Genomic DNA, 18,110 nt, shown 5'->3' with positions numbered 1-18,110 from the left:
AAATCGCCCAGTCGATGCAGGTCGGCTGGGGCTTTTTTGTTGCCACAGTTCGATCTCATGGTTTGACTGCTGCTACCCCCGCCGCGCCACCAGCAGAAACGACGCCGCACTGGCCAATAAACCCGCGCGCACCCGGTTGAACAATCGCTTGCCACTCGGCTTGGCCAACAGCCGCCCCAGCCCACCACTGCATGCCCGCGCAAAGCCAACGCGAGGCGTTGCTGATCGACAACAGGTTGTTAGCGCCCGGGGCCATGTCAGGGCGAAGCAGGCCGGTATAAATACCAGCAACGTGGAAAGATTCATCGCAAGCCTCCCGCAAGCATTGAAGAAGGCCGATTGTCTGGTTGGCTGCCGGACTGTTCAAGGTACAGCTGCGGAGCAAATCTGTAGTGCTTGCCCGGGTCGAAAGTGGTTGAGCGTTCTAGCCCCGGCGACAGGGTTGTTATCTGTTCGGCGTAGCATTTACGATAAAACCCTAAATAGCATTAAAATCGCCCACAGGACGCTTTATATAGCCATTCAACATTTAACTTACCCAGTTATTCGCAATCACGCCTATTACCAATCCGAATATAAATACGCAACGTATTGAAATAAATAAAAATAGCCAAACTTTAATCCAGCACCTGCACAGTTGCCGCTTATGTATCACCCTCCTACACTTACCCTGCAGCCACACGTTAACACTGTCCCTTAAGATCTATTACAGGACGTTATATCATGGACGACAATATTGCATCTGCGACCTATGGAAAACTATTCCCTGAACAAGTTGCCGACAAATGCTCAGCCGACGCATTCGAATCCAATAACGGGCCGCTGGCCTACCTTTACGCCCTCTACCAGCAGGCACTGAGTTTTGAAGCAAAGGGTGATGCCGGGACCCAGATCACGCTCGCCACCCGACGTCCGGATATCGGCGAGCTGGTTCTGGACCAGGCGAGCCTCGATAACCAGATGCCTGCGCTGACGCTGGTGATCGAGGCGATGAGCCGACAGGCCCGTTTTCAAGCGGGCGAGAAGAAAAAGCTGGCTCAGGAGATTGCCGAAGCTCAACACCCGGTCCAGTTGCCGTTTCATTATCCGCTTGAACAGATCAAAGCCACGCTGGGTTACAAGAAAAGCTCGCTGTTCAATCTGCTTCAGCAGTCTGGCTACAACTATCCAAATTTCACCAACGGTAACTTGCGCAACGCCGAAATGATAAAGGTCATGCGCACCGCCACGGGTTTTAGTTCAGCGCTGCAATCGTTGCTGCTCGATAAAAGCGACAGCACGGGCGCTGACTTTCTACAGACGCGGTACGGCGTAACGGGCAGCACTGCGCAAGCCATTGAACAGCTGACCAGCGTCGAATTTCTTTGCCTCAAGACTGCCCTGAAACCGGAGGCTATCCTGGATCTACTAGCCACTTCCGGCATTCCTGATGATGGCAAGGAAGCACTTACAACGGTCAAGCAATCCAGTGCCTACGCACCTGTCGGCGAAGGCAGCCCGGTGCCGATCGCGGGCCACGTCCATGGTGCGGTGTTCATCAACAACGCAACTGCTCCCGCCTTGTCATTGGAAGATACCCAAAGTGGACCCGGCATCAGCCTTCGCATCAAAGGCGCCACCGCCGATCATTTTGGCCGCATGCACAAGATCATCCACCTGCAACACGCCCTGCAACTGCCGTTTGCCGACGTCGATCTGCTGGTGATGTCAGCCCTACGGGCCGAAGGCCAGACCCAAGATTTTTACATCAGCGAAAAAACGCTGCGAGCACTGGGCGTTTTCTGCCATCTGCGTAGCGAATATGACGTGACTGCCGAACAGTTCGCGGCGTTGATCTACGGCATAACACCTTATGCCGTGGGTGACACAATCCCGTTCCTCAACCGGGTTCTTGATGGCCCAGGCCCGGGACAACTGGCAGTCGTTGAGGGCGCACTACTGCTCGACGGCAGGGAGTTCGACATCAGTGGGGGCGTCAACAGCAATGGCCAAAGCGCTTTGCAGTCGCCTATCGGAGATATCTGCCGTGCTTTCGCGCTGAAAGAATGGCAGGCAAGCGCATACCTGGCCCAGGTAACACAAGCTTTAGGGCTGAAGAAACCTGCGCTGTCGCTGCCGGTGTTTTCCTCGCTTTACCGGCTGACCCGACTGCCTCGCCTGTTACGAACCCCCATGACCGACGGCATGAGCCTTATTTCACTGTTGGCGACAGATAATCCCGATGTATTTCAGATGCTGGCCGGCACGCCCCGGATTGGCGGCGACCAGAAGCAGGCCGACATCCTTGATGTGCTGATCGCAGCGGCGAACCTCGCTAAGTGGCTGAAGCAGAAAAACATTTGCGCGCAAGCTCTATTACGCTGGGTCACACCACAGCCCGACCTCAGCTCAGTCAAATCCGGGTCTTTGTACAGCCTGGATGAGAGCATTACGCAAACGCTGAGAGATGCATTTCCCCGCCTCAGAAACTCGCTATTGAGCGACGCGCGGATCACGCAGCAGATCGGTACGGACATCGTGCCTGATTCGAACTCATGGCTAAGCACCCTGGCGACCTGGGTGGATGCTCAGGGGCTGGTGAAAACAATTGAACCGTCCTCAACCGAGGCCCTTGCAGACAAGCTGGCAGCAGAGCTGCAAGGCAAGCTGAAAAATGCCAACCCTATGCATCAGGCTCAAATAGACCTTGATGAGGTGGCTGCCAAGCTGAAACAGCTGATTGACAATGCGCTGGTCGCTCAAGAGGACATCCTCAAACACGTCATTAGCACGGCATTCGGTAAAGCCCATGATGGCTCTGCGCTAACAGCCGCACATGCTCTGCCGCTGCTACGCTGGATCAATGAGACCGGCTTCAACCTGCTGGCGGATATGATGGCAGCTGCCAAGGACTCCGCCGCAAATCCAAAGGCGCCATTAAAAGGGCTCAGTATTGAATTATGGAGCGAACTTTCCAGACATGCGCAGGCTGTCATCCAGCTGCACCTTAGCAGTACGGGGCTTACGGCGCTGCTCGACCATCCTGCCTGGTTCAATCTGGAGGATGAAGACGTCGACCGGAACAATCAAAACCCACCAACCGCCCCGTCACTGGACCTTGATCTGTGCTACCAGGTTAGCCGTTACCGTTACTGGATTGAGAAGTGCCAGGCCATTGGATTTGAGGAAGCCGACGCCCTCGATTTTTTTGTGAAATACCCAGCCAGCAACGAGCCGGGGGCAGTCAAAGCGGCGGCGCAACGACTGGGAGAACTGATCGGATGGAACGCCAACGAAACGATGCTGGCGATGCCCTATGTAACAGTCATCAAGGAAGCCACCGTCCTCACAGATTCCCCGAAAACATTCGACAACTTCCTCAGCACCCTGACCAGTTCCGAGTTGGGTTATTACAACTTTTGTGAGAGGTCTGTCGGACTGACCGGGCTGGGCGTTCTTCTCTATAAGCATGTGAAAAACCGGAGTGCCTACCCCAATGCAAATGCGGTGTTTGCAAAATTTGAACAGTTCCTTGCCAATAATCCAGGCCCGCTTAAAGTCACCCAGGAACACTATCTTTCCGACACCTGGAAGGACATCAACAAAAACGCAGAAAAATCAAAAATTGTGACGCTTGAAGTCTACGTTCCCGACAAGAAAATAAATGCCATTGAATATGAAGCGCGACCTTGCGTCCCGAATACCATCAGCGATATTGATTGGGTACTTCGCCTCCGGTCCCTGGGTGAAACAACCGGCCTGAGCTGCCAGTCACTGATGGAACTGTCCCGGCTCGATGAACAGCCGCCCTATGAAAACGTCCATACCGCTGCGCAGTTTTTGTTAGGTGCATGCAACGATGAGGGACTTGCCATAATAGAGCCCGCTTTGCAGGAGAATTGGCGGGACGCACTGGCAGCTTATCTACTGGGTTACTGCGCGCCGTCGAATACTGCGCTTCAGCCGCTCCTGTCGAGTATCGATGATCTTTCCAGCTACTTTCTGACGGACATCCTGGTCAGTTCAGCCGTAAAAACCCATAAAGTCATTCAGGCGACCGCCAGCTTGCAGCACTATTTACACAGGCTGTTTGCGCGCCTTGAACCAGGCTATTCAAGCACCCTCATCGCGCGGGACGAGTCGAACTTCTGGCAGCGTTATCTGAGTGAGTATGGGTCCTGGAAAATATGGCGGACGCAGCTTAACCATCCTGAAAACCTGATTTATTACGCCAACCGCCCTAACAAGAGCAGTGCGTTCCAATCACTGGAAGTGGAGCTCAACCAAGGGAAGCTGGACACTGAGCTGCTGCAAACGGCAATCACCAGTTACCTGACCAAATTCGAGCAAACCAGCAATCTGCAAGTGGTCAGTGGCTATCTGGATGGCGTCGACCCCAAGAACGACACTTATCACTTTATCGGCAAAACCAATGCCTCCCCCGCGGAGTATTACTGGCGGTCAATGGACATGGGGTTGCGTGACGACAAGGAGCGCCTGAGTCCGCTTGCGTGGACCGAGTGGGAAAAGATCGCCGTTTCAATGAGCGGCCAGACAGTCCAGAGTTGCTATACCGACCCGGCCACGCAATCGCAATACAAGTGCGATGCCATTCGCCCTGTCATCATTGAAGGCCGTCCTTATGTTTTCTGGGTCGAACGCGGTACCGTCGGCCTGCCCAGTGCGGATGAAAAAAACCAGACGCCCACCAAATTCAAGAAACTCAGCGTGCAGTACATCTACAAGCAGAGCGATGGTTTCTGGGCACCCCCCAATGAACTCATCTGCCTTGATGGCACACGTGACGGCACCCGGTTGCCTGATAAAGATAACCCCTACCTGAAAGACGACACCTATCAACCTGGCTTGATTGCTCTGGTCGATATCGAAGGGGAGCGTGCCAGGGATCCATGGCTGACGGTAATGCTGTACAACTGCGCTTACGCACCCGCTACCTCGAAAGCGAATCAAGATAAGGAGGAATCTAAAACATACGGCAATCTCGACACGGATTACTTTGTCGAAGCACGTGATTTGCTGCTGATCGATAAAAAACAGTTCCAGAACACTGATGAGACAAAGAAATTCAGCAAAATAGCCTTTAACTCGTATCAGGATGTCAGAAAAATTCAGCATCCCTATACAGGGGATGGGGTCGATATTACGTTTAAAAAATCATCATTCGGAGAGACCGGTTTTGCGCTGGAAAACTACAAGACAGATATCCTAAGCACGCCAGAGCTGCGTGACCATGGTGAAATATTTTATACAACGTATATCGAGACAAAGACCGCATCAAACGCATCAGGTTTTGTCCAAGACATCATTAAAAACCATCCATTAATAAAACAATTACCTTTCCTCTCGGAGAGAGAAGGAGACCGGGTGGGTGTTGAGCCCTTTGTAAAGGTCCTAAATAAAGCAGGTATACCAGTAAAGAGCCAAACTATCGGTCAACTTTCCCAGTTGCAATACTCATTAATTTTTTCAAGAAACGCGTCGGAAAGCTCAATAACCGCAATGCTTACACCTGAAAAGTCAGTCACCCTTACGGCGCACTACCCTAAAATAGTTATAGATCCATCCATCACCCCAACACTCAATTCCACGAGCATCAATACCACGTTCATGGCAGACGGTACTTCTTACACCATCACACATACACAAACCAATCTCTCACTGTCACCCCGAACACCTCCGACACTTTCAATTGAAATTGCGAGCGCTGGAACGTCCCCCCTTGGCATCGGCTACTCGGTCACTTGTGACAACCAGCTAATTTCCGAGAAAGCAGAGCGAGCCTACAGAACGACCGATTCAGCTCCGTGGACATACACCCTTCAGCTACAACAGCCCGAGCACTTGCTTGAAGACAGTTTCAGGGTCGAGTTTTACATCCAGGGCAAACTGGTGGCATCGGTGCCTATGGACATCATCATCAACCCGAAAGCCTGCCAACCTATAGAGCTCAGGCTCTATGCCAAGGGGCCTAAAGAGACATCTTTCCGCAAACTGACCGAAGAAAGTGTGGTGGCTAACGGGCAGGCAACTCTTACTCAGGTTTATCCATGGACAGACATGGGCTCCTACACATTCGCGCTGTGCGAAGCCGGGGATCCTCTACAAAACGTGTTCACCACATTCGACATCCGGTTATTGGGCCTGGATGAGAAATGGGACATCTCTATCAAACGAAACGACCAGCAAGCCCAGTATCTGGACCTGAGTGCAGTTGCCGATCAGGCACCGATATTTCCCTCCAACGCGATTCGCCTCAATACGTTGTTTGGCAAAAAGCTGGTGTCCCGTGCGGCGCGCAGTGTTGAACGAGCCCTGGAGTGGGAGGCTCAATTCATTGAAGAACCCACCATCGACCCGAACGCCCCCACACCCTCTGTCGACTTCCATGGCGCCAATGGCGCTTACTTCCGGGAATTGTTCCTGTATTTGCCAGACCTGGTGGCCACCCGCCTGAGCGAACAACAACAGTTCGACGAGGCCGAGCGTTGGTACACGCAGTATCTGTTTGATCCCTACCGGACACAAAAAGACGAAAAGAAACGTCCTCCACTTTGGAATACCCGACCACTGGCGGAAGCAGGGTCTGGCAACTCAGAGCCTCGAAAGGCTATAGATCCCACAGCGCGAGCTTTCATGCTTTCACGGTATTACCGGCAGGCCGTGTTCCTTTCGCTGCTGGATAACTGGCAACACCAGGGGGATCACTTTTATCGGCAACTCACTCCCGGCAGCCTCAACCATGCCTGGCTGTGCTATCAGAAAGCGCTGAAGCTCATCGGGCCGCTGCCAGAGCGCACCTCAGTCTCTCGCTGGATTCCGGTGACGCTGAATGCCGTGAGCAACTGGATCTTTCGCGCACCTATCAACGAACGCGTCACCAGCGCCCGGAAAACCCTGGAGCGTCGTCTTTTCAATCTCCGGCACGGACTGACTCTGGATGGCAAAATTTTGCCTGTCATGGACTGGAGCAAAGAAGGCACAGACGCGTTCGGCTTCGGCCAGCGAGGTGTCGGTCAGCTCGTCAGCAGCTACAACAGCGACCGGGCTCAAATACCCGGGTATCGCTTCCGTCAGTTGATACCCATGGCACGCGCGGCAGTGCAACAACTGCAGGACATGGGCCGCCATTACATGAAGCTTATGGAGGATGAGTTCAACACCACACTCTCGGTGCTGCTCAAACAGCAGGAAATCCGGATTTCCGACTTCACCTTGAAACTCAAGCAGGAGTCGATCAACTCTTTCAAAGCCAAGAAAGAAACCTTGCAGTTGAGCAGACAGGTAGCCGTGTCGAGAAAAGACTTCTACGCAAACCTGATTCAGATCGGCCGATCACCGATGGAAGAAGCCGCCACCGGACTCATCTGGACTTCAGCCGTCATGAAAAGCATGTCGATCCCTTTCCAGATTGCGGCAGGCATCACCGAAGGCGTAGTCCCCACCATTTACGGATTGGCGTTCGGTGGCAACAAGCCCTATGCACCCATGGCGAAAACTGCGCTGGCGCTGGAGATATCGGGCGAAGCCAGCAAATTCGTCTCGGAACAGTTGCTGGTCGAAGCAGGCTACGAACGCAGGGCCATTGAATGGGAGTTCGAGCTGAAACAAGCCGAACTGGACATCCAGTCCGTTGACCAGCAGCTCAAAGAAGCCAACATTGAGCTCAATGCAGCGACCCTTAGCCTGGACGAGGCTCACGCCGAACGCGCAAACCTGGAAGAAGCCCATGTCGCCATGACTACCGGCTTCACGATCATCCCTGTCTATAACTGGCTGGTCGCTCGTCAGGAGCTGCTGTACGGTCCAGCCTACGACGCCGTGCTGTCTTTGTGTCTGGGTGTGGAAGCCGCCTGGCGCTACGAGATTGGCGACTACAGCAGCCCAGCCTTCATCAAGACCAGCGCCTGGGCTGACGCCTATAAGGGGATGTTGGCGGGAGAGTCCCTGCTGGTCGACTTGCAGGAGATGGAAAACGCTTATACGCAACGCAACGAACGGCGCCTGAGCATCCGGAAAACCATTGATGTGAAGGGCATACAAACGGCCGCCGAGTGGCTTTCGACCATTAAGGCACTTACCGCTACTCCTATCAGCTTCGAATTAAAATCCGTCGATTTCGACAAAAACTACCCAGGCCATTACCTGCGGCAACTCAAACACGTATCGGTTTCGTTCGTCATGAACTCGGACGCTGGTGCAAGCCTGGGAAACGTCAGCGCAATCCTCACTCAAACAGACAGCACCACGCTGGTTGAGCCCGACCTTGAGGGCGCAGCGTATTTATATGCCCCCGTGGCCAAGGCCCCTACCTGCATAAAACGGAACTTGCGTGCTCAGCAACAGATAGCCCTGTCTTCTGCGGTAGCGGATGATGGCCTGGGCCTTGGCAAAGCTGACTGGGCCTATGAGCTGCTTTTCCACGACGGCCGATACCTTCCCTTCGAAGGCACTGGCGCCGTCTCACGCTGGCAGCTGGCTTTTCCAGATGCCGATTTTGTGAAAGGGCTTCTGGCTGCCGACGGAAAAACAACGCTGGTCAACACCATCCAGATTCACCTCGTCTACACCGCGTTGGATGGAGGCAAGGAGTTTACCGACAAGGTGAAAACACTCCTGCAAACCAGCCAATAGCCTGGTCCGTCGTATCCACCGCAGGTTGCACAGCCATGCGTAACCTGCGGCACACGATGGTCCGCAGATAACACCCGGTAACCAACCCCCAATCGCAGACTGTTTTCAAGCCGCGTAGGCTTTCTTGCCTCACCCAAGCAAGGACGCTTCCATGCCACTTTCCCTTCGTCTTCTCACCTTCACCTCCCTGTCCTTTCTCTCCATCACTGCCATCGCCCAAACCTGCCCCGACTGGTCTTCCGCAAAAGCCCGAAATGAAATCGCCCTGCAGCAGGCGCAGATCGAGCAGTGGGATGACAGCTATCATCGCCAAGGTGTCTCGCTGGTCGCCGACGAACTGTACGACCAGTCGCGTCAACGACTTGGTTATCTAAGCAGCTGCTTTGCGAGCCCGCCAGCCGCCGACAATCCGCTGAAAACGGCGGGTGGGCCAATACAGCACCCGACCCCTCACACTGGCCTGAACAAACTGCTCAGTGAGCGCGCCGTGCAAAGCTGGCTCAAGGATCGCCAGGATGTGTGGATTCAACCAAAGGTTGATGGCGTGGCCGTGACGCTGGTCTATGAAAAGGGCCGTTTCAAGCAGGCGATCAGTCGTGGTGATGGGCTCAGGGGGCAGGACTGGACGCACCACGCGCGATTGATTCCGGCGATCCCACAGCAGCTGCCGGTTGCGGAGGACGTGCTGCTCCAGGGGGAATTGTACTGGCGGTTGCAAAATCATATTCAAGCCGACGCTGGCAGCCTGAATGCGCGCAGCAAAGTCGCCGGACTTTTAGCCCGGAAAACCATTAGGCCGGATGAAGCCGCCAGCATCGGGTTATTTGTCTGGGATTGGCCTTCCGGCCCCGAGCGCCTGAACGAACGCCTTGCTGGCCTCAGCGCCATGGGTTTCAGCGACAGCGAACTGTATAGCAAGCCACTGCAAAGCTTTGAGCAGGCGCGAACACTACGTGAGCATTGGTATCGCAGCGGCTTACCGTTCGCCAGCGACGGCGTGGTCATGCGCCAAAGTCAGCGACCTCCCGCCGAGCGTTGGCAGGCCAAGGCGCCGTATTGGGTGGTCGCCTGGAAATATCCATACGCCCAAGCGCTGGCACAGGTGCGCAAGGTCAATTTCAACATCGGGCGCAGCGGTAAAATCACCCCGGTCCTGGACATCGAACCAGTTCAACTGGACGACCGGCAGATCAAACGGATCAGCGTTGGTTCGCTACAACGTTGGCAGCAGTTGGACATCCGGCCGGGCGATCAAGTGGCCATCAGCCTGGCGGGTTTAACTATTCCAAGGCTGGACAGCGTGGTTTCACGCAGTGTCGAGCGCGCTGAACTGAAGGTTCCAGTGGCGAGCAATTATCACTTTTTGTCGTGCTGGCAGCCTAGCGCCGGATGCGAAAGCCAGTTTCAGGCGCGCTTGACGTGGCTAAGTGGCAAGAACGGTTTGGCGCTGAGCGGCGTGGGCCCCGGTACTTGGGACAGGTTACTCAAGGCCGGAAGCGTTAACGGCCTGCTCGACTGGATGAGCCTCGACGCAGCGGATATCGCGAACATTTCCGGCTTTGGTGAACGCAGCAGCGTTAGACTGTCGGGCAGTTTTCAAAGCGCTCGACAACAACCGTTTCAGCGCTGGGTAAAAGCATTGGGCTTGCCACCAACTTCCGGTATCGAGCTAAGCAACCAATGGCGAGATTTGGCGTCAAAGAGCGTCGAGCAGTGGCAAGCCGAACCGGGAATTGGGCCGGGACGCGCTGTGAAGCTCAGCGCTTTTTTCAATGACCCCCAGGTTCAGGCGCTGAGTGAGCATTTGCGAATGCAAGGTATTGAAGGTTTTTAATCAGGAAGCTCATATGAAATTTTTGCCGCCGATGGTTCTGCTCGCCGCTTGCAGCGCGCTGGCCATGGCGCTATTCGCCGCAGAATACCCCCCGCAGCCCCCACCACTGACGGGCTGCACCGCCAAGCGTCAGGACATCATCATCCAGCTCGACCAAGCCAAAACAAGTGGCAACAAAGAACAACAGTCCGAGTTGGAGAATGCCTTGAGCAAGGCAACAACCAACTGCACCGATGCGTCGTTGCTTAAACAACTGGAGCAGAAAGTGCTGGACGCCAAGCACGAAGTCAGCCGCCGTCAGTCGGACTTGAACAAGGCCATGAGCAAGGGCGACGCCGACAAAATCAACAAGCGAAAAGACAAACTGGCGGAGTCGCGCAAGGAGTTGCAGAACGCGCAGTTAGAGCTGGAAAGGATTGAGCCGAGTGATGATTGAAGGCTATTCGTAGCGGACTGCACTCAGAGTGCAGGGCGCACCCGCGAACCTTCGCAACAATCGCGCCTGCAATCAGGCATTTCAGTCTGTTGTTTTAGTGATCGCGAAACTCTTTATGGCAGGCCTCGCATGCGTCCTGCACCTTCTGCACCGCAGGTTTGAGATTGCTCGCGCTGAAAGGCCTGGCATTGGTGGCAACCACCAATTCACCGGTCGCGGATTCAAGCGAGCGAGCCAGTTGTTGAAAGCGAGCCTGTTTCTGCCAGACATCATCCTTGGCGCTGCTGTGGGACTCTTCTTTGACGGAAGGAAAATGCTTCCATGGCTCATGGGACAGGCTGTCGAGTTTGATCGCGTCGTCGGTGAACAGCTGACCATCAAACGCAACGCGCCCTTTCAGCATGCCGCTCAAGTCTTCACTGGTCTTGAGCATCTGCTTGAAGATTGCCTTTCGCTGACCCAGTGGCGAGTTCGGATCAACGCCACCGCAAGCACTCAAGGTCAGGCACGCCAGCAATACTAAGGTAATTCTTTTCAAGGTCATGATGACTTCAGGCTGTGGAAACGGTCGCCAGTATCCTCGGCTGATCACCAAAGGCCAAGCGCACCGTTGCCGCAGTCATACCGTCCAGTTATGCGGAAACAAAGAACAGCGCAGCAATAACCCCCATGCCTATCGCCCAGAATAACGAACGCAAGGGCGCCCAGTCCGCCAGATAACAAATGATGTACAGCAGGCGACTGGTGATGAACAACACGGCCAGCACATTGATGGTCACCATCTGCGCGTTGCCGACGTACTGCGCGATGATCACCGCAGCCGCAAAGGCCGGCGTGACCTCAAAGCCGTTGCGTTGCGCAGCGTCAGCACGCTTGGCGAAGCCTTGTAAATTGTCGAGAAACGCGCGCGGGTCGTGGTTCTGCCGAGCGCCAAATTGGCCGCCGCTGAATTTGGCGACACCTGTGCATAAGTACGGCAGGAATATCGCGATAAATACGCACCAGAAAGCAACGGTCATAAATACATCCTTATAGTTTTAATTTCATTAGGAGCATTCCACACAACACAAACCCACACGCTATGAGTCGGGGCCGTCCAAAAGGTTCTTTTAGTCCAGCGGGTAGACGTCGAGTTTAAGGGCCTGACCGTCGATCCAGAACACACCTGTCAGCCCGACGACCTGCAGCATCGACCATAGCGGCTGTCCGGCATTGCCGCTACAGGCCATGCTGGCCTTTTCCGGCATGACCGCTTTGACCAATAACTTCGGCATCGTCCAAACGCTGTCCGACACGGGCAATGGGCGCTCGATCATCGCTTTAATTCGATGAAATGTCCGCAGGAGAAACCTTACCCTCGCGCAAGACGCTTCCCACACCATCTGTTGGTTCCGCCCGATAGGCGTCGCCGATTCAGTCCTGCAAAGTTGCCGCATCTTTTCGACACGAAGAAATGCGTATGTCCCAGGCCACCGCTCCAACCTTCACCCTAAGCATCAAAGGTCTTGAAGATCCTCGCTTGCAGGTGCTTGCGTTCGAGGGCGCCGAGGCCGTCAGCACGCCCTACGCCGTTACCGTCGAACTGGTCAGCCGGGCGGGGGATATTGAGCTTTCGGACCTGCTGCACAAGGCGGCTTTTCTCAGTTTCGGCCCGGACGGCGAAGGTCTGCATGGGCACATCCACTCGATCCATAAAAGCAACTCCGGCGCGCGGCTGACGCACTACGTCGCGGTGTTGAAACCCTATCTGGCGTATTTGGAACACAGCAGCCACCGCCGCTCGTTCCAGCAGATGAGCGTGCCGAACATCATTCTTGAAGTGCTCAAGGAACACGGCCTGTTTAGCGGCCTGGATGTGCAGTTCCACGGGGACGTGAGCCGCGCCACGCTGCGTGAGTATTGCGTTCAGTACGACGAAAGCGACCTGCACTTCGTGAATAGGCTGTGCGAAGAAGACGGCTGGTTTTATCGCTTTGAGCATTCGGCTGACGGCCATCGGTTGATTTTCGCCGATGACGAAGGGATGTTTCCCCATAAAGCAAAGGTGGCGCTGCCGTTCAAACCGCTTAGCGGCATGGTGCCCGAAACGTATTCGATCCATGAGTTTGGCGTGCGCTTGGCGGCGCGCACCAGCCATGTGGTGCATCGGGATTACGATTTCCAGAAAGCCGGTTCTCTACTGGAAATCTCGAGAAAACCCTGGCCGACCCAAGCCCAAGCGCAAAGGGGTGAAGCCCTGCATGTCGAGCCGAAACTTGAGCATTACGTCTATCCCGGGCGCTTTCTGGAGGACGATCACGGCAAAAAACTATCCACCCACGACCTGCAACGCCACCGCACTGATTTTCAACTGGCTGATGGCACCAGCGATCAACCGCTGTTGCGCAGCGGGACGGTGATCCAGCTAGAAAAGCATCCGCAGTTCAAATGGAATAACCCGTGGGTGCTGATTTCGATCCGACACGAAGGACGTCAGCCGCAGGTGTTGGAGGAATTGGGCGCGGATGTTCCGGTCGCCGCCGGAAAAATCACTCAGGGGTATCGGAATTCCTTTACCGCCATCCCGGAAACGATCCAGTTTCGTCCCGCCCTGCGCCATCCCAAACCGCTGATCCACAGCACCCAAACCGCCAAGGTCACGGGTCCTGAAGGCGAAGAAATTCACTGCGATAAATTCGGCCGGGTGAAGGTCAAGTTTCACTGGGATCGTCTTGAGCCGGATGACGAAACCAGCAGTTGCTGGGTGCGGGTGGCATCCAGCTGGGCAGGCAATAGTCATGGCGCGGTGACCTTGCCTCGGGTCGGCATGGAAGTGTTGATTTCCTACCTGGAAGGCGACGCCGACCGGCCGGTTGTCATGGGCTGCTTGCCGAACAGCCGAAATCCCGTGCCTTACGAGTTACCGGCGAACAAAACCAAAAGCGTGTTCCGTAGCCGCAGCTCCAAGGCCAGTCAGGGCTTTAACGAAGTCTCTTTTGAAGATCGCGATGGCGCTGAGTTGGTCTACCTGCGTGCCCAACGCGACATGGAGCAACTGGTTCAGAACGACAGCCGCTTGGAAGTGCGTGGCCAGCGCTTGGAAACGATCAAGGGCAACAGCACCACCTTCATCAACGCCGAGCAGAACCTCACGGTCACCGGCGCGCGCAAAGTGCAGTTGTCAGCGGCGGATCATTTGCAAGTGGCCGGCTCCAGCCACACTCGCGTCGGTGGCGCGCTGGTCATAGACGCGGCGCAAGAAGTACACCTTTCTGGCGAGAACATTGTTATCGACGGCGGCATCACCCTGACTCTTTCAATCAATGGTCAGCATCTGGTGCTCAATCCGGCTGGAATATTTAGCAGCTCGCCGATTATATGCGGTGGAACACCTGTTCCGGGAACGCCGGCTGTGCCGTTGTCGCCGGACAACAGCGTGCCGCTAAGTACGGATGAACTGGACCGAACACACATTTATACCGGGCAAATATCGAGCGCGGATCTCGACGTGGTCCCGATAAGGCGTCCAGCAGCGTTATCCCAGCGGTCCTCTACAACCCCTAATGCCATTCCTTTCTCCAATTGATTCGCTTGGTAACTGAACCATGTCTGATTTCCAATTCCCGATTCGCAAAGCCGACGGCAGCCGTTATAAAGACGCTGACCACGTTCATCGCCTGCTCGGAAACGAACAGTCAGGCTTCTACTTGTTAGGTCAAAATCGTTATTGGCACGGAGGCATACATATCAGCGACCGTAGTGCGCCGCAGTGCGTATTCAACCAACCGGTTCGCTGTATAGCCGATGGTGAAGTAGTTGCCTACCGCTTGAACAAAGACTATTTAATTTCTCAGCTAGAACCTGAGTCAGACGCTCAGAAATTTCGGTATTCCACCTCGTTTTGCCTGGTTCGCCACACGCACAAATCGCCGTCTAATCCCGAAGACGGTCCGAACCACGGGAAGCAAAACAGCCTGGTTTTCTTCAGCCTGTACATGCACCTGTTGCCATATGACTGCTATCGGAGCGATGACCCGACTTACAAGAAAAGGGTAGAAGTTGTCATCGGCGGTTGGTCTGCGCGCAATGTGCCATTGGGTGAGCCGGGCAGTATGAAGTTGGGCGTTATTTCACCCGGAACACAGTTCGATATCGTCGAAGAGAGTGCACCGTCCAATGGCTACCGTTTCGTAAAAGGCGTCATCGTTCGGGGTCAGGTAGGGCGGCTTAAAAAAGGCGATGAAGTCTGGTTCGCGGATCAGCGCGATGGGCAAGCGATTCGTGGGGAGCATGGCCAGTTACAGTTGAAACCGGTGGCGGCACCTGCGCGGACCAAACCCAACTACTGGCAAGGTCGGGTAACCGCGAGGGTCATCAACGAAAGTGGGATGCAAATGTACTGCCCGCGCGCGAACGGCGAATTTGGCATACCGATTTCGTCAAACTGCCGTTTACCCCATGGGTACGGCTTCAGCTTCGACAGCGAAAGCACTCATCCAGTGCGGATGCAGGATGGCAGTGTTCTACCCACCGCTGAGTGCATTCCCTATAACGCCGTCATCCGCGGAGAAACGATGCCGCAGAGTTATTGGGGGTTTGTAGACGACCAGAGCATCGAACGCCTGAGTGTGGAGCCGTCTCGGCTGGACAGCGTTATCGTGCCCGGCACGCCTATTCCGATCAAAGCCGGCGATCCGATCGGTTACCTCGGTCTGTATGAAATGCCAGACGGTGCGAGTAAGAAAACCCAGCATCAAATGCACTTTGAAATATTCACCTGTGATCCGGGCCTGGACGCTTTTCTGAACAATGACGCCAAGCTTAAGCACGGCAAGCAGTACCTCGAAGTCCTAAAGTTACAACCGACTATCGTTGGACGAGACACCGAAACCGATAACCCAACGTACTTGTTTAAAGACCATATATTTGCCCTGAACTCCCTACCCATCGTTAAAGACGAGAACCGCAATGACGCCTACCAAATCACTGTCGAAGAGCGGGCCCGAACCAAAGGCAAACCCCTTCGGAGCCTCACTGCATTAATCAAAAAAGACAGCGTCAATCAAGAAGGCTCCGGTGTCAGGATCATCAGCCAATACGACTTGAACGCCATTGGTTTCAAAATCGTCGAGCAGCATGCTCAAAACAGTTTCAATCCGTTGACCCCCGAACGAATCGACAGCTTCTACGCCCATCTCCATGCCCTTGCTGACCGAAACAGCGACGGCGACGTGACCGCCGAAGAACTTCAGGAAACCCTGAAAAACCCGGAATTCAGATCCCGTTGGTCAAAACTCATCGCCTATCATCACACCGAATGGCAAACCAAATCCGATGGCGACAGATGGCAAGCATACCGAGAGCAGCTCAAAGACAATCCCACCTACCTGCGGCATGAAAGCGAACGTATCGACAACCTGGTGTTCTGGGATGACGTAGCGAAGGCAGTTGGGCTACCAGAAGATGGGCGCGTTTGGCATTTTCATCCGGTAGAGTTTGTGGCTGCACTAAGCGACAACCTCATTGACGACGACAGTTTAGATTGGTTGACGGTACCCCATGGGCAATTGACGTTTGATGTCGAAGGTAATGACGTTGCCGATCCCGCTAACGGACTTCATCGCTACTTCAGCAGAAAAGTCCACTGGCCTGGAGGCGCCTCCGGAATAACGATTGGGCGCGGCTATGATTTGGGCCATCGTCCGAATCCTGAAATTGATCTGGTGTCTGCAGGTATTGCTGAGCCACTGTTGGGTTGGTTGCTGGGGGCGAAAGGACTTAGCGGACAAGCTGCTCAAGCTTATCTAGGCGGTGCAACTGCTGGGATTAAAAATTCTGTGATATCGCGGAAACAGCAATATGAATTGTTTTTGCCGGTTTATGAATATATGAAGGCTGAGGTAGTTAGGCTTTCATCAAAATCCGATGTCGTAGGGGAATATGGGGTGGTTGATTGGGAGGAAACGCATCCTGCAATTTTGGAAATATTAGTCGATCTAAAATATCGAGGCGACTATGGATCCGGCGCTAGGATCCTAGTTCAAAGGTACGTGGTTGATAATGACTTCATAAGTTTCAAGCAGGTTTTGTCTAATAAGAAGAGCTGGAGCAATGTACCTTCAGATCGATTTAACAAACGTGTGCATTATCTGAGTGCTATATGAAAGGCGTTTGCATATTTATAATGTCGGTTTTTTTTGTTGCGAATGTGAGTTCGGCCGATTTTAAGTACGAACATGTCTTCAGGGCTGAGTCAAGCCGAATAGGCGATGTCGTTGTGAGGTACATAAAAACTTTGTCAGGAGCTTGTTTATATATAGAGGCCTTGCAATATTCAACATGGGAAGTCGTGTCAGAAAAAGCATTATGTTCCTTTGAAGGTAAGGATTTTATGAATGAGGTTTCAGATGCCTCCTTTGAGGATATTCACTTTTCGCGAGATGGCGTTCATATGGTCCTAGCTATCACGCCATTATTTACCGGCGAAGTCAGGCGGAAATGTATATTTCCTGTCATTAAAGGGAATATTGAAGACCTAGTATGCGGCACTCCAATAGTGCCGTGATTGAAGTTCGGAGCAAATAAGTTCGGCGTCTTTCCAGTATTTGAGTAATATGAAAAATACTATTATTTCTGCGTTATTATTTTTCAGTGCGACTAACGTGCTAGCAGATATTATAAAGTATGAAGATGTTTCGACAGCGGGAGCTCGTCGATTTGGCGATATTGTTGTACGGCATGTCAGGACTCTGGGGTCACCATGCTTGGACATCCAAGCTCTGAGCTGGGATTCAGAGTGGAAGGTGGTGTCAGCACGGAATTTTTGTTCGTTCGAAGGAAAATCATTCGAGACCGATGTGACGGATGCATCATTTGAAAATATTTACTTTGCTAGGGATGGCATTCAGATGGATCTAAGTCTTACGCCTTTGGCACCTACTGGCGAAACTATTAGAACCTGCTTTGTTCCGGTAAAAGACGGCCGCATTGGCGATATCGTATGTTCAGCGCCGAGACGTCCCGAATAGATGTTGACCCTCCGGGTCGTCTTTGAACCGAACTACTCCGTGTCTAAGGCATGCGAGCAAGCCGGCGTGGGACGCGGCTTGTCGGCCACACCGCTGAGCTTCGCCAATAAGTTGGCTCCTACAGTATGAACTGCGCCCCAAATGTTGGACAGTGATTGAATAAGCTACGCGGCCTGAGTTCTGTATGCCACTGGACTCAAGC

Annotated in this window: 9 protein-coding genes and 2 pseudogenes; 7 read left to right on the top strand and 4 right to left on the bottom strand. The window is 53.9% G+C overall.

What is annotated here, in order from left to right:
• Positions 1-162 precede the first annotated feature (162 nt).
• A pseudogene (locus QN378_RS18865) lies at positions 163-306 on the bottom strand (LysE family translocator); the annotation flags it as partial.
• Positions 307-723: 417 nt separating this feature from the next.
• On the opposite strand from QN378_RS18865, the pseudogene QN378_RS23670 reads away from it, so the two are divergent.
• The 4 genes and pseudogenes from QN378_RS23670 to QN378_RS18845 all read left to right on the top strand — a co-directional run.
• Positions 724-1,296, top strand: a pseudogene (locus QN378_RS23670) (Tc toxin subunit A); the annotation flags it as partial.
• A 510-nt stretch (positions 1,297-1,806) separates the two neighbouring features.
• Positions 1,807-8,631, top strand: a complete 6,825-nt coding sequence (locus QN378_RS18855) for a neuraminidase-like domain-containing protein (protein ID WP_323550678.1) — start codon at positions 1,807-1,809, stop codon at positions 8,629-8,631.
• A gap of 151 nt (positions 8,632-8,782) precedes the next feature.
• Entirely contained in the window at positions 8,783-10,465 is a 1,683-nt protein-coding gene (ligB, locus tag QN378_RS18850) for an NAD-dependent DNA ligase LigB (protein ID WP_322206281.1), read from the top strand.
• 13 nt (positions 10,466-10,478) lie between these two features.
• On the top strand, positions 10,479-10,901 hold the full coding sequence (locus QN378_RS18845; RefSeq protein WP_322206279.1) for a DUF1090 domain-containing protein: 423 nt from the start codon (positions 10,479-10,481) through the stop codon (positions 10,899-10,901).
• A 94-nt stretch (positions 10,902-10,995) separates the two neighbouring features.
• Here QN378_RS18845 and QN378_RS18840 read toward each other — a convergent pair whose 3' ends face one another.
• The 3 genes from QN378_RS18840 to QN378_RS18825 all read right to left on the bottom strand — a co-directional run bounded on the left by QN378_RS18840 (position 10,996) and on the right by QN378_RS18825 (position 12,217).
• Positions 10,996-11,445, bottom strand: a complete 450-nt coding sequence (locus tag QN378_RS18840) for a cytochrome c (RefSeq protein WP_323550677.1) — start codon at positions 11,443-11,445, stop codon at positions 10,996-10,998.
• 88 nt (positions 11,446-11,533) lie between these two features.
• Positions 11,534-11,920, bottom strand: a complete 387-nt coding sequence (locus QN378_RS18835) for an MAPEG family protein (protein ID WP_323550676.1) — start codon at positions 11,918-11,920, stop codon at positions 11,534-11,536.
• A gap of 90 nt (positions 11,921-12,010) precedes the next feature.
• Positions 12,011-12,217 (bottom strand): hypothetical protein, encoded by a 207-nt coding sequence (locus QN378_RS18825; RefSeq protein WP_322206277.1) that lies wholly within the window; start codon positions 12,215-12,217, stop codon positions 12,011-12,013.
• 143 nt (positions 12,218-12,360) lie between these two features.
• Between QN378_RS18825 and tssI the strand changes: the two genes are divergently transcribed.
• From tssI to QN378_RS18810, 3 genes are all read left to right on the top strand, one after another.
• Positions 12,361-14,466: a type VI secretion system tip protein TssI/VgrG gene (tssI, locus tag QN378_RS18820; RefSeq protein WP_323570710.1), complete on the top strand. Its 2,106-nt coding sequence runs from the start codon at positions 12,361-12,363 to the stop codon at positions 14,464-14,466.
• A gap of 526 nt (positions 14,467-14,992) precedes the next feature.
• Complete coding sequence (locus tag QN378_RS18815; RefSeq protein ID WP_322206392.1) at positions 14,993-17,044, top strand: hypothetical protein; 2,052 nt, start codon at positions 14,993-14,995, stop codon at positions 17,042-17,044.
• A 450-nt stretch (positions 17,045-17,494) separates the two neighbouring features.
• Positions 17,495-17,908, top strand: coding sequence for a hypothetical protein (locus QN378_RS18810; RefSeq protein WP_322206393.1), 414 nt, complete (start codon positions 17,495-17,497; stop codon positions 17,906-17,908).
• Positions 17,909-18,110 lie beyond the last annotated feature (202 nt).

The organism is Pseudomonas sp. 10S5 (genome assembly GCF_035019745.1).
GTDB lineage: Bacteria > Pseudomonadota > Gammaproteobacteria > Pseudomonadales > Pseudomonadaceae > Aquipseudomonas.
The sequence above is the reverse complement of the archived record's forward strand: the minus strand, read 5'-3'. Positions and strand labels throughout refer to the sequence as shown.